This window comes from Cellulomonas dongxiuzhuiae, assembly GCF_018623035.1.
Taxonomy (GTDB): Bacteria; Actinomycetota; Actinomycetes; order Actinomycetales; family Cellulomonadaceae; genus Cellulomonas; species Cellulomonas dongxiuzhuiae.
The window spans coordinates 2,702,038-2,714,220 of the sequence record NZ_CP076023.1 but is presented as its reverse complement, the minus strand read 5'-3'; the positions used below and the strand labels follow the sequence as shown (position 1 = coordinate 2,714,220).

General features: G+C 75.4%; 11 protein-coding genes and 2 pseudogenes. 6 read left to right on the top strand and 7 right to left on the bottom strand.

Annotated elements, in window-relative coordinates:
• The first annotated feature begins 63 nt into the window (after positions 1 to 63).
• The 5 genes from KKR89_RS12145 (at position 64) to KKR89_RS18345 (ending at position 3,765) form a co-directional block, all read left to right on the top strand.
• Positions 64 to 1,068 (top strand): ATP-binding cassette domain-containing protein, encoded by a 1,005-nt coding sequence (locus KKR89_RS12145; protein ID WP_208195566.1) that lies wholly within the window; start codon positions 64 to 66, stop codon positions 1,066 to 1,068.
• On the top strand, positions 1,065 to 1,883 hold the full coding sequence (locus tag KKR89_RS12140) for an ABC transporter permease (RefSeq protein ID WP_208195565.1): 819 nt from the start codon (positions 1,065 to 1,067) through the stop codon (positions 1,881 to 1,883). The genes KKR89_RS12145 and KKR89_RS12140 overlap by 4 nt, the downstream gene beginning before the upstream one ends.
• Positions 1,884 to 1,987: 104 nt before the next feature.
• Complete coding sequence (locus KKR89_RS12135; protein ID WP_208195564.1) at positions 1,988 to 2,644, top strand: DUF6518 family protein; 657 nt, start codon at positions 1,988 to 1,990, stop codon at positions 2,642 to 2,644.
• Positions 2,645 to 2,692: 48 nt separating this feature from the next.
• On the top strand, positions 2,693 to 3,211 hold the full coding sequence (locus KKR89_RS12130) for a methylated-DNA--[protein]-cysteine S-methyltransferase (RefSeq protein ID WP_208195563.1): 519 nt from the start codon (positions 2,693 to 2,695) through the stop codon (positions 3,209 to 3,211).
• Positions 3,212 to 3,231: 20 nt separating this feature from the next.
• A complete protein-coding gene (locus KKR89_RS18345; protein WP_243882241.1) occupies positions 3,232 to 3,765 on the top strand; it encodes a DUF1697 domain-containing protein in 534 nt (177 codons plus the stop codon).
• Between the two features lie 6 nt (positions 3,766 to 3,771).
• Here the strand turns inward: KKR89_RS18345 and KKR89_RS18340 are convergent, their stop codons facing one another.
• The 3 genes and pseudogenes from KKR89_RS18340 to KKR89_RS12120 all read right to left on the bottom strand — a co-directional run bounded on the left by KKR89_RS18340 (position 3,772) and on the right by KKR89_RS12120 (position 5,775).
• Entirely contained in the window at positions 3,772 to 4,137 is a 366-nt protein-coding gene (locus KKR89_RS18340) for a hypothetical protein (RefSeq protein ID WP_243882240.1), read from the bottom strand.
• A 37-nt stretch (positions 4,138 to 4,174) separates the two neighbouring features.
• Positions 4,175 to 4,699: pseudogene (locus KKR89_RS18335) on the bottom strand (sigma-70 family RNA polymerase sigma factor); the annotation flags it as partial.
• Positions 4,696 to 5,775 carry an amidoligase family protein gene (locus KKR89_RS12120; protein WP_256443253.1) on the bottom strand — a complete coding sequence of 360 codons (1,080 nt, stop codon included), beginning with the start codon at positions 5,773 to 5,775 and terminating at the stop codon, positions 4,696 to 4,698. The gene KKR89_RS12120 and the pseudogene KKR89_RS18335, both read right to left, overlap by 4 nt.
• A 127-nt stretch (positions 5,776 to 5,902) precedes the next feature.
• Here KKR89_RS12120 and KKR89_RS18330 point away from each other — a divergent pair.
• Positions 5,903 to 6,064: pseudogene (locus KKR89_RS18330) on the top strand (glutamate-1-semialdehyde 2,1-aminomutase); the annotation flags it as partial.
• Positions 6,065 to 6,133: 69 nt separating this feature from the next.
• Here the strand turns inward: KKR89_RS18330 and KKR89_RS12115 are convergent.
• From KKR89_RS12115 to KKR89_RS12100, 4 genes are read right to left on the bottom strand one after another with little or no spacing between them, the layout of a single operon-like run.
• Complete coding sequence (locus KKR89_RS12115; protein ID WP_208195562.1) at positions 6,134 to 8,977, bottom strand: ATP-binding protein; 2,844 nt, start codon at positions 8,975 to 8,977, stop codon at positions 6,134 to 6,136.
• Complete coding sequence (locus KKR89_RS12110; protein ID WP_208195561.1) at positions 8,977 to 10,077, bottom strand: hypothetical protein; 1,101 nt, start codon at positions 10,075 to 10,077, stop codon at positions 8,977 to 8,979. The genes KKR89_RS12115 and KKR89_RS12110 overlap by 1 nt, the downstream gene beginning before the upstream one ends.
• A gap of 11 nt (positions 10,078 to 10,088) precedes the next feature.
• Positions 10,089 to 11,162 carry an effector-associated domain EAD1-containing protein gene (locus tag KKR89_RS12105; RefSeq protein ID WP_208195560.1) on the bottom strand — a complete coding sequence of 358 codons (1,074 nt, stop codon included), beginning with the start codon at positions 11,160 to 11,162 and terminating at the stop codon, positions 10,089 to 10,091.
• A 4-nt stretch (positions 11,163 to 11,166) separates the two neighbouring features.
• Positions 11,167 to 12,063, bottom strand: coding sequence for an alpha/beta hydrolase family protein (locus KKR89_RS12100; protein WP_208195559.1), 897 nt, complete (start codon positions 12,061 to 12,063; stop codon positions 11,167 to 11,169).
• Positions 12,064 to 12,183 lie beyond the last annotated feature (120 nt).

Genomic DNA, 12,183 nt, shown 5'->3' with positions numbered 1-12,183 from the left:
AGCTGACCGCTAACCGGAGCAGCATCGACGTCGTCCCGATCGGCACGAGACCTGGAGACCGCCATGATCCGCACCCGAGGGCTGACGAAGGACTTCGTCGTCGGCCGCACCCGGACCGTGCACGCCGTGCGCGGCATCGACCTCGACGTCGGCGCCGGCGAGCTCGTCGCGGTCCTCGGTCCCAACGGGGCCGGCAAGACCACCACGATGCGCATGCTCACGACACTCGTGCGACCCACCGCGGGCACCGCGACCGTCGCGGGCGCCGACGTGCTGGCCGACCCCGCCGCGGTCCGCCGCCGCATCGGCTACGTCGGCCAGGGCAACGGTGCCGGGCGCTCGCAGCACGTCGTCGACGAGCTCGTCCTCCACGGCCGGGTCCACGGTCTGAGCGCCCGCACCGCACGGCGCCGCGCCGACGAGCTGCTCGACGCGCTCGACCTGACCGACCTCGCGCACCGCAAGGTGCAGAGCCTGTCCGGCGGCCAGCGGCGGCGTGCCGACGTCGCGCTGGGGCTCGTCCACGGCCCCCGGCTGCTGTTCCTCGACGAGCCGTCGACGGGCCTGGACCCGCAGACCCGTGCCCACCTGTGGGAGCACGTGGGACGGCTGCGTGCCGAGCAGGACGTGACGATCGTGCTGACGACCCACTACCTCGACGAGGCCGACTCCTTCGCCGAGCGCGTCGTGGTCGTCGACCACGGCCGCGTCATCGCCGACGACACGGCGGACGCGCTCAAGCGCGACCTCGCCGGCGACCGGCTCGCGCTGGCCGTCGCGAGGACGGCGGACGCCGCGGCGCTCGCGCAGGTCGTCGGCCGGGCGGCGGGCGCGCGCGAGGTCGAGGTCGAGGGCCCGCGCGTCACCGCGCGCGTCGCCGACGCCGCGAGCGCCGCGGCGCAGGTCGTGCGCGCCGCGGTCGCCGCCGGTGTCGACGTCACCGAGGTCCGGACGCAGCGGCCGACGCTCGACGACGTCTTCCTGGCCCTGACGGGCCGCAGCCTGCGGGAGACCGCCACCACCACCGAGGACCGGGCGGACGACTCCGCCGGGAAGGACGCAGCATGACCACCACCACGCTCGACACCGGCACGGCCGCACCGCTGACGCGCGAGAGGCGCCGCTCCTGGTGGTCCGACGTGTGGCTCGTGCTCGCGCGCGAGCTGCGCCCGGTCGTCCGCGAGCCGTTCTCCCTCGTCTTCGGGCTGGTGCAGCCCCTGGTGTTCCTGGCCCTGTTCGGGCCGCTGCTCGTCGGCAGCGTGGGCGCCGGGCTGCCGGCGCCCGACGTGTGGCTGTGGTTCGTGCCCTCGGTCCTGGTGATGACGACCCTGTTCGGCACGTCCACCACCGGCTCCAACCTGCAGGACGAGATGATCGCGGGATCCCACGAGCGCATGCTCGTCACGCCGCTGTCGCGCTCGTCCCAGATCGTCGGGCGGGCGCTCAAGGAGGTCGTGCCCCTCGTGGCCCAGGCGCTCCTGGTCGTGCTCGTCATGCTGCCGTTCGGGCTGCGGCCCGACCCGGTCGGCGTCGTGCTGGGCCTCGTGCTGCTCGCGGTGCTCGGCGTCGGCCTCGGGGCGTTCAGCTACGCGCTCGCGCTCGCGGTCCGCTCGCAGCAGTGGGTGTTCTGGGCCGTCCAGCAGACGTTCCTGTTCCCGCTCATGATCCTCTCGGGCCTGCTGCTGCCCCTCGAGACCGGCCCGCGGTGGATGCAGGTCGCGTCGAACGTGAACCCGCTGCGGTGGGTCGTCGACGCCGAGCGTGCGCTCTTCGCGGGGGACCTGGCGGCGTCGGCCGTGGCGTGGGGCTTCCTCGCCGCGGGCCTGACGGCCGTCGCCGGGCTCGTGGTGGGGGTGCGCGCGATCCTCGCGTCGACGGACTGACGGCATCCCTGCGCGTGCCCGTCCACCCGCGGGTGGACGGGCACGCGCACGCGCGCGACCGCAGGCCGATGCCTACGTGCGCGTCCGGTCGCGAGACTGCGGGCATGGCGAGCACCGGCACCCTGCCCCTGCGGTCCACCGCGCTGCGCGGGTACGGTCCGGCCGGCGCCCTGGCGCTCGCGGTCGCGGGCGGCACGGTGTCCGGCGTGATCACGTCGTTCGCGCAAGGGCTCCTCCCGTTCCCGTTCGCGGGCTTCGCGAACGCGGTGGCGCCGTGGCTCGTGGTGCCGTTCGTGGTCGGCGCGACCCCACGGCGGCGTCGGTGGGCACTCGTGGTGGGGGTCGTGGCGTGCGCGGCGCAGGTGATGGGCTACTACGCGACGGCGCACCTGCGCGGGTTCCCGGTCGGCACCGGGTGGGTGCTGATGTGGCTCGCGTGCGCACTCCCCGGTGGTCTGGCGGCCGGGGCGGCGGGCTGGTCGTGGTGGCGGTCGGGCGACGCGCCGGCACCGTCGCGGTGGGCGGCGCGCGAGCGCGGGCTCGGCGGGGCGGTCCTCGTGGCCGCGTGGCTCGCCGAGGCGGTCGTGACGTACGCGGTCGTGCTGCGGTACACCGGGCACGCGGTCGCGTTCGTCGGGGCGGGTGCCGTCACGTTCGTCCTGCTGGGGCGGCACGGGCGGCAGCACGGCGCGATCGCCCGGTGGCTGGTGCCCACCACCGCGCTCGCGTGCACCGGCTTCGCGGCGCTCCACTCGCTGTAGCGCCGCCAGCCCCTGTCGCGTGTCGGTGGTCCGGTGCAGGATGGCCGCGTGACGACGACGTACGCGGTGGTGCGCGCCCCGTTCGGGCCCGTGACCGTCGCCGTGGCCGACGGCGCCGTGACGGACGTCCGGTTCCCGCACCTCGACGGCTCCGCGGCGACCGACGGTCTCGGCGAGCCCGCCGCGCCGGCGGACGACCCGGTGCTGGCGGCCGCGGTGCAGCAGCTCACGGCGTACCTGGCCGGCGAGCTGCGCGGCTTCGACCTGCCGCTGCGCTACCGCGGCAGCCCGTTCCAGCAGCGCGTGTGGGAGGGCCTGCGTGCCGTCCCCTACGGCACCACGACGACGTACGGTGCGCTCGCGACCGCGCTCGGGCTGGACCCGCGGACGTCGGCCCGTGCCGTCGGCGCCGCGAACGGCGCCAACCGCCTGCCGATCGTCGTGCCGTGCCACCGCGTGATCGGCGCGGACGGCACCCTCACCGGCTTCTCGGGAGGCGTCGAGCGCAAGCGCGAGCTCCTGGCGCTGGAGGCACGCGTCGCGTCGGGCGCGGGCACGCTGTTCTGAGCGTCGAGGGGAGGACCACGATGACCGTGATGGTGGCGCTGCTGCGCGGCGTGAACGTCGGGGGCACCACGCGGGTGCCGATGGCCGACCTGCGGCGCGTCGTCGTCGACGCCGGCTACGGCGCGGTCCGCACGTACGTCAACAGCGGCAACGTCGTGCTGACGGCGGACGGCACGGACACGGAGGCCGTCGCCGCGACGCTGCGCGCGGCGTGCGCGGCCGCGTTCCCGGTGGCCCCCGACGTCGTGGTCCGCACCCGGGACGAGCTGCACGCCGTCCTCGCCGCGAACCCGTTCCTCGACCGCGACGACGACCCGACGCACCACCACGTCGTCTTCCTGCCCGGCACGGCACCCGCCCGGGACCCCGACGTCGAGGTCACCCCGCCCGAGGACCTCGCCGTCGCCGGGCGTGAGGTGTACCTGTACCTGCCGCACGGCATCGGGCGCAGCCCGCTGGCGGCACGCCTCGCGCGTCGCCCCGGTCCCGCCGGCACGTCACGCAACTGGCGCACCGTGACGACGCTCGCGCGGATGGCCGACGAACCGGCCTGACCCTGCTCAGCCGTCGCCCCCGGGCGGACCGGACGGCGGCAGGGGCAGCGCCTGGCCCTGGGCGACCGCGACCGCCGCGCGCGCCTTCGCCTCGCTCACGTCGACGTCCCACAGGTCGGCCAGTGCGAGCGCGTCCTCCCACACGTAGCCCGCCGCCCACAGCGCCTCCAGCCGGGCGCCGGTGACGGCCGTCGCCCCGGCGCCGGGAGCCTCGGTGCCGGGTGCGCCGGTGCTGCGCGCGACGGTGCCCGGCGCGACGGTGCCGGGCGCGACGGGCGGCTTGCGCCCGTCGAGCAGCAGCTGCCCGGCCCGCGCCTTCGTCTCCGTCGTGTCCGTGCCCCACAGCTCCTCGAGCGCCGTGACGTCCTCCATCTCGTAGCCCGCACCCCACAACGCCTCGTACGGTCGCGGCGGACGTCCCGAGGACCTGGGCGATCTCCGGGTCGGCGAGGCCCCCGTAGTACCGCAGGACGAGGACGGTGCGCTGCCGCGGGGGCAGCTCGGACAGGCGACGCCACATCGCGTCGTCCTCGACCACGCGGTGGGCGTGGTCGCGTGCCGGGTCGGCGTGTGCGGCCAGCACGTCGTCGCTCGACGGGTGCACCGTGCGCACGTGCCACCGTCGCCGCCACGACAGGTGCTCGTTGGTGACCATGCGACGCAGGTACAGGTCGGGGCGCTCCAGGAGGCCGATGCGCGTCCAGCGCACGTGGGCGCGCAGCAGGACCTCCTGCACGAGGTCCGCGGCCGTGTGCCCGTCACCCGTCAGCACGGTGGCGTACCGCAGCAGCCCGGGCAGGTGGGCGCGCACGACCTCGTCGAGGTGGTGCCCGGGCGAGCTGGTGCCGGCGGACGTCGCGCCCGTCGGCGCGCGCAGCGGCCGGACCGCCGGGATCGCGGCGCTGTCGGGGGACGTGGTGGTCCACACGCTCATCGCGCCACCGCCGGGTGCCCGCCCGCGAGGGCGTCGAGCGCCCCGGCGGCGTCGTGCGCGGCGTCCGCGTCCGGCCGTGGGACGGGACGCGCGTCGAGGCAGCACAGCAGCAGACGCTCGACGAGCCGGGCACGGCGGACCACGTCGTGCCCGTCGATCGAACAGGGCAGGACGCGCACCTCCACGGTGTCGCGCACGGGCCGTGCGGCCACCAGCTGCGTGAGGTTCACGTCGGCGTACTTGGTCAGGCCGACGGCGCGCGCGTCGCGCTGCAGCTGCGCCCAGGCGTCGGGCGTCGCCGGACGGTCCTGCTCGACGAGGTCGACGAGCGCGTCCGGGAGGGGCGCGAGCCGGCGGCAGGCGGGGTTGGTGCCCAGGGCCTCCCACAGGGGCTCGCGCCAGTGCGCGAAGAGGCGCACGAGGTTGGCGAACGACTCCGGCCGGCGGAACGGCACCCCGTCGACGTGCACGTGCACCGCCGCCTCGTGGGGCACCGTGAACCCGAGGTCGCGCGCCGGTGCCAGCAGGTTCTCCAGCGTGCGGGCGTGCGCCCGCTCGAGCGGGGGCGTCACGATCTCGCAGGGGCGCTCGCGGCCCGGTGGCAGGGCCATCGCCACCGCGATGCTCGCGCCGGTCGCGTCGTTGACGCGCGCGGCGCCGGGGAACACGTCGAGCGTGGTACCGAACAGGTCGGCCACGGGCCGCAGCACGTCGGCGAGCGACGCCTGCGGGTCCACGTGCCGCTCGACGAGACGCAGGAGACGCGGGTCGTCGCACAGCACCCGGTACCAGCCCCGGTGCCCGGGCAGGTCGCGCCTGCCGGGCACCGGGACGAGGTCCGCCTCGATGGTGACGTCGTCGACGAGGCGGGCGAGCGGCCGCCCGCGCCCGTCGACGACGTCGAAGGCGGGGGACAGGTGCCGGAAGACACCGACGCCCGGCACGGCCGACGGCTCGCTGTCGGTGTGGAAGGACCGCCGCACGGCGCCGCCGCTCCGGGCGGCGAGGACGTCGGCCAGCGCCTGCCGGTCGGAGCCCGCAGGTGCGCGCAGCTCGATCTCGACGCCGGTGCGCAGCGTCAGGCCGTCCGTGTGTTGTGGCCGAGCGCGGCGAGAACGCCGCAGCTTAAGAGCTTGCCGACCTCGCGACCCGTGCGCACCGGGCGGCAGGCCAGAGCGTGGACCCCGTCGCCCGAGCAGTGCGTTCTTCCACGCGCTGCTCGACGCCGGGGTCTCGGCGCCGCCGTCGGCGTTCGAGGCCTGGTTCGTCTCCGCCGCGCACGACGACGACGCGGTGAACCGCGTGCTCGACGCGCTGCCGGCGGCCGCCCGTGCCGCCGCGGCCGCCTCGGCGCCAGACGCCTGAGCCCGACACCCGGCACCCGCCGGCCGGCCGTGCGGCGCGGACCGTCCGGGCCTGTCGCGGCGCCGCGGCTCACCGCTTCGCGCGCCACTTGGACGCCTTGTCCTGCGGGGGCGGCGCCGACGGCTGCGCCCCCTCGTCGAGCCAGGCGCGGTAGAGCCTCGAGACCTCCGCGCTGACGGCCTCCCCGCCCGGGTAGGACGACAGCGCGGACGCGATCCAGCCGGCGACCGTGGGCAGCGTCGACGCCTCGAGCCACAGCTCCCAGGCTCCCGGGTCCTCGGCCGGCTCCGACGGCGACTCGGGCGGCGGCAGGTGTGCGGCGTCGGCCAGCCGGCCGTCGAGCCGCGCGTCCCACCGCGCGAGCACCTGCGCCAGCCGTCGCCGCTCCACCGCGAGCAGCGACTGGAGCCCGACGGCCCGCAGCGCCTCGCCGATGATCTGCGAGTCCATGCCGCCGACCGCGGCCGCGACCTCCGCGAGCAGGCTGCGGTCGCGGCGCAGCTCGGCGCGGGGAGTGTCGGCCAGGACCGCGGCGAGGTGCACCCGGTCCATCTCCCGGACGTCACCGGCCGCCTCGTGCACGAGCAGGTCGAGCGTGGCGAGGCGGAGGTTGTCGATGGGCTCGTCCACGCGCGCGGCCACGACGCGGCACTCCTCGAGCCGCGCGAGCGCCCCGGCTCGGTCACCGAGCCGGTGCGCGAGCAGCGCCTGACCGTAGAGGGCGCGGAAGACGTCACGCGTGTGCCCGAGGTCGCTGGCCTCGGCGCCCGCGCGCCGCAGCGTGTGGCTGGCCTCCCCGAACCGGCCGAGGTCCTCGAGCGCTCGCGCCTCGAGCGCGAGCAGCGGGCTGCCGTGCAGTCGCTTCGTGCGCTCGCGGAGCACCGCGAGCGCCCCGGCCGGATCCTCCCGCTCGAGCAGCCGGGCGGCGTGGGCCTGCGCGTGCCGCTCCCAGACGCTCTGCTCCGCCTGGCTCGTGAGCTCTGGGGACAGCGCGGTGCCGAGCCGCGACGCGAGGTAGACGGCGCCGTTCGGCGACAGCTCCTCGAGCGCGCCCCACAGGTGGTGCTCGATGCCGCCGAGCCACCGGGCGTCGAGCACCTCGCGAGGCTGGTCGAGGACGAGCCGGTGGTAGATCTCCTCGGCGCGCGAGGTGAGGTCGTCGGCCTGCGCGTAGTAGGCGACGGCGGCCTCGTCGATCGCGCGCACCCGCGCCGGGTCACCCTGGCGCAGCGTCGCGAGCATCTGTCGGCGCACGTCGGGGCGGTGGACCAGCGAGCCGTCGTCGGCGCGGTCGAGCAGTGTGACCTCGCGCGCGGCCGCCGCGACGAGCTCGCGCGCGGCGTCGTCGTCGGGCACGTCGAGCCCGCACGGGCCGGCGAGCACGTGCCGCACGATCCCGGGCGTGATCCTGCGGACCTCGAGCCCCGGGTAGGCCAGCTTCTTCACGACCGGGTCCTCGATGTGGTCGAGGATGCGGCGGTAGAGGACGCCCTGGAGTTGGCCCTCGTGCAGCCGGAGGAACACAAGGTGCGGCTCGCCGGCCCGCAGCGCGTCGACCCCCTCGAGCTGGAGCAGCTGCGCGGCGAGGCCGAGGCTCAGCGGGTTGCGGCCCACGATCGTCACGACGCGGCGCAGCACCGGGTCATCCGGCGCGAGCGCGCCGCCGAGGGCTCGGCTGAGGTAGGCGCGCGCCGACGCGGGGTCGAACTCGGTGAGCGCGAGATCGCTGCTGCGCAGCCCGTCCTCGCGCAGGCCCTTGCGCCCCGCGACGACCACCCGAAGCGTCGGGACGTGCGCCTGCAGGCCGTCGAGGAACGCCCACACGTCGGCCACGACGTCCGCGCCGCGGCGCTGCGCCATCTCGAAGGTGTCGACGACGAACAGCAGCGGGCGGTCGGGCGCCGCCGCCGCGACCAGCCGGGCGAACTGGGCGTAGAACCGGCCGCGGTCGACGCCCGTGGCGCGCGGCCCCTGCGGGTGGTGCGCGCCGAGCACCGCGGTGCTGTAGGTGCTGACGTCGGGCGCCTCCATCTCCTCTGCCCACTCCTGCCGGAGCTCCTCCGCCTCGTCGCGGATCGACGGGAACTGCAACGCGAGCTGGCGCAGGCCGTCGTGCAGCAACGTGAGCGGCTCGTACACCGTGAGCCCGGCGCGGTCGAGGTCGACGTAGACGAACGCCACCTGGTCGTCGGCGAGGTCCACGTGGTCGAGCACGAACTTCGCGAGGACGGTCGACTTGCCGACGCCGCCCGGCCCCCACAGGCACAGCGGCGGGTGGTCGCGCAGCGACAGCACCTCACGCACGCGCCGCCGCACCGAGTGCAGCCGGCTGCCGGGGGGCAGGACGGCGACGTGGTCAGCGAGCCGGTCGAGCACCTCCTCGCGCCCCGCGAAGTGGTCGCCCACGAGCCGGCGCAGCGGCGCCAGCAGCTCCAGCAGGGCGAGGCGCGCCCCGATGTCCTCGAGCGACGGCAGCCCGTCGACGACCCCGTCGAGCCAGGCGACGGCCTGGGCGCTGGCGCGCAGCTCTTCGACCGACTGGCCCTCGATCGGCGCGGCGGCGCCCTCGACGTAGCGGCGCAGCGCCCCCTGCTCCGGGGTGTCGGTCGCCGTGGTCGCGGCGACGGCGCGGTGCAGGTCCGGCGTGCCGCGCATCGAGCGCAGCACCGACCGGCGCAGCGAGTCGGGCAGCTGCCAGCGTCCGGGCGGGATCCGCCGGGAGAACACGGGCTCGCTGAGCTCGAGGAGCTGCTCGAGCGCCTTCGGGTCGTCGGCGCCGTCGAGGGGCCGCAACTCCATGGGGTCGAAGTTCGAGAGCATCGCCGCGGCGCGCAGATAAGCGTGCAGCGCCTCGGGCGCGTCGGCGAACCCGCGCCCCACCCCGGCGGGCCGCATCCAGCCGGTCGCGTTCATCACCGGGTCCTCGCGTCCTGGAGCGCGCGTCCCACCCGGTCCACCTCGGCCGCGAGGCGGCTGAACCGGTCGACCCGGTCGGCTCCGGCGAGCGCCTCCTCGACCTGCCGCACCGCGTCCTCGATCGCGGTGTCGGCGCTCATTGGGCCGATGCCGCCGCCGCGCGCGGTCCTCAGGAGGAAGTCGAAGTAGTCGCGCAGCGCGCGCTCGTCGATGTCGCTGAACGTGTCCGTGAGCACCCAGCTCGACAGGTCGACCGGGAGCTGGTGCTCGTAGCCCAGCAGCACCACCCGCAGGTCGGCGATCCGGTTCTCGGCGGCGCCCTTGCCCATGAGCACGAAGAGCTCCTCCGTCTCGGCCGGCAGCGGGAACTTGTCGAGGCTGTCGATGACGAGGAGCCAGCGCGACGCCGCGCCGGACTGCCGCGCGAGGCGTGCCTCACCGATGAGCCACGTGAACAGCCGCTGCGCCTGGCTGGCGCCCTGGGCGAGCGGGTCGACCTCGGGTAGCCTCGGCAGCCCGAGCTGCCGCGCGACGTTGCTCACGACGTCGACCGGCATGCGCTCGGTGGCGGGCAGGCTCGCGACGTCGATCAGTACCGGGTCGAATCCGTGCGTCCGACCGAGGGTGTCCAGGAACGGCCACGCGTACGTCTTGCCGCACGGCCGCTCGCCGGTGACGACGAGCACCCGCTTCTCGTCGCGCGCCAGGAGCTCGGTGAGCTGTTTGCGCAGCTCGGTGCGGTCGAGGAACGGCCGGCCGGCGACGCGGTGGACGAGGAACGGATCCTCGCGGTCGACCACGGCGTTCGACACCACGTCCAACGCGTCCCGCGCGAGGCGCACGTACTGCCGCACGCTGAGGTTCTCGCTGTCCTGGAGGAGCTGGAAGACCTCCGTCGCCCAGCCGCCGTCGCTCGCGGCGATGAGCAGCTGCTGCCGCATGTCCGTGTTGCCGACGTTCACGCTGACGATGTCGTCGAGGCGTCGGCCGGTCCGCTCGAAGAGCACACGTTGCAGGGCGCTGCGCTCGGGATACGCCACGGCCAGGGCGTACGCGAGGTGCTGCATGACGATTCCGGTGAGGATAAGGGCGGGCATCGACGGGCCACCTAGACGCTGGGGGTGAGGATCTTCTCGGTGCAGCCGGTGCGCTGCAGGTGGTCGACGACCGCGCTGAGAGGCACGGCGCCGTTCGAGGCCGGGCCGGGACCCGGGGGGCGGGTGCCGTCGCCCGCGTGGTGCAGCGCGACGACGTCGAGCCGCGCGTCCATGCACGGCGATCCCGACGAGCCGGGCTCGGTGTTGACGAGGTGGCGCACGCGGGTGCCGTTGGCGTTGACGGAGCCGCTCGAGCCGAGCGATAGCTTGAGGGGCGCGCCCTCGGGGTGCTGCAGCACGAGCATCGGCGACCCGTCGGCCGGTCCCTGGCCGAGCCCGCCGAACCAGCCGCGCGGCGTCGCCTGCGGATCGGCGACGGCGCGACCGGTGGCCTCCTCCCCGGGGCGCCCGGCGAGGCGTAGCAAGGCGTAGTCGAGCTCGTCCGGTGACGGCAGGGAGCCGTCCGCCGCGGAGTCGGCCGCGCCGGGCGGCGCCGAGGAGACGAGCCAGTCGGCCGGCGCGAGCCGCAGCTCCGTCCCCGCGCTGACGATGACCCCCTGCGCACGCTTGTAGTCGAACCGCAGGATGACGTCGGCGGGCGTCGCGTGGCCGTCGAGCAGCGCCGCGACGACGTGGTGGTTGGTGAGGCAGAGATTGGGCCCGACTAGGAAGCCGGTGCCGACGCCCGAGTGCACGCCGGCGTCGACCTCGACGCGGCACACCTGCGCCTCACGCCGGCCGAGCGTCTCGCGCCACGCGGTGACATCGACGAACGGGGCGTCCTGGCGCACCCGCGTCTCGAGGTCCGGGGTGGCGGACGCCAGCCCGAGGTCCATCGCGGCGGCGAGAAACTCCGCGTTGCCCGGCCGGGCCTCGCGCGCCGCGGCGAGCAGCCTCATGGTCCAGCCCTCGGCCTCCGCCGTCTGGATGACCCGGAAGACGATCTCCTGGTAGTCGCCGCCGAGCGCGATGTCCTCGCGGTTGCGGTTCTGCGAGTAGCGCAGCAGCTCGTCGAAGCGCGCGAGAGTGAACGCCTGCCGCAGCGCGTCGCTCAACTGCTTCCACTGCCGTCCGGTGAGCGCCATCGACTCAGACCGGTCGCCCGACGTGCTTCGCGATCGTGCGCCGCACGATGTCGGCCGCCAGGTACTCCGCGATGCCGTGACGGTTGGCGCTGCGGTTCACCACCAGCGCGTCGGAGCACTTGTCCGCCGGGCGGTACTCGGGGCGGATCGTCGGGTCGAGCGCCACGACGTCGGCCGCGTCGGCCGCGTTGAGCCACGCGCCGACCGACGGGGGCACCGCGAGCGGACGGCCCTTGACCTGGTCCTGGATCTCCTGGATGCCGAGCGGGCTGCCGAGCGTCACGAGCAGCGGCACGTCGAGCCCGGCGAACCGCGGCTCGCTGAGGACGTCGTACGCGACGACCGTGCCGAGGCTGTGCGCGACGACGACGACGGGCCCGTGGGCGTCGTCGAGCACCGCGCGCACGCGGTCGCGGATCGCCTCGGCCTGGGCCTGGTCGAAGAAGTAGGCGTGCACGTCGTGCAGCGTGGCCTTCACGAGCGCGCGGAAGGCGGCCACCCGCAGGAACTTCGGCCCTGGGATGACCTCGAAGTCGTCGGGCAGCGAGTCGGAGCCGGACGCGGCGGCGTCGGCGGCATAGGCCATCCGCTCGAGCACGCCCTTGAGCGGGGCGGCCGAGGCGTCGAGGCCGCCGAGCTCGACGGCGGTCTTCTCGACGAACGCCTCCGTGGGCTCGACCCCACCGGCCTCCAGGGCGCCGCCGCCCGCCGCGAGACCGCCGTCCGTGAAGCCCTCGAGCCCACCGCCGGGCAGCGGGCTCGCATACCGGAGGTCCGCCCAGTACGCCATCTGTGCGCCGACCGCGGGTCGCAGCGCGAGCGCGGTGTTCCACGTCGCCACCAGCGCCTCACGCCTCGGCTTGTTGCCGATGCCGTGCACGTACACCACCGTCGGTTCCACGCTGACTCCTCGGGCCGGGCCGCTGAGTGTGCTCATTCACACTCTCGGGAAGGGGCACGCGGTCGGCGCCGGTGATACGTGCCGGGCCAGGCGGTCCTCGCGGCGGCGGCTCGCACGACG

Coding starts and splice junctions, on each gene's coding strand:
- KKR89_RS12145 (WP_208195566.1), top strand. CDS start 64: ATGATCCGCACCCGAGGGCTGACGAAGGACTTCGTCGTCGGCCGCACC.
- KKR89_RS12140 (WP_208195565.1), top strand. CDS start 1,065: ATGACCACCACCACGCTCGACACCGGCACGGCCGCACCGCTGACGCGC.
- KKR89_RS12135 (WP_208195564.1), top strand. CDS start 1,988: ATGGCGAGCACCGGCACCCTGCCCCTGCGGTCCACCGCGCTGCGCGGG.
- KKR89_RS18345 (WP_243882241.1), top strand. CDS start 3,232: ATGACCGTGATGGTGGCGCTGCTGCGCGGCGTGAACGTCGGGGGCACC.
- KKR89_RS18340 (WP_243882240.1), bottom strand. CDS start 4,137: ATGGAGGACGTCACGGCGCTCGAGGAGCTGTGGGGCACGGACACGACG.
- KKR89_RS12115 (WP_208195562.1), bottom strand. CDS start 8,977: ATGAACGCGACCGGCTGGATGCGGCCCGCCGGGGTGGGGCGCGGGTTC.
- KKR89_RS12110 (WP_208195561.1), bottom strand. CDS start 10,077: ATGCCCGCCCTTATCCTCACCGGAATCGTCATGCAGCACCTCGCGTAC.
- KKR89_RS12105 (WP_208195560.1), bottom strand. CDS start 11,162: ATGGCGCTCACCGGACGGCAGTGGAAGCAGTTGAGCGACGCGCTGCGG.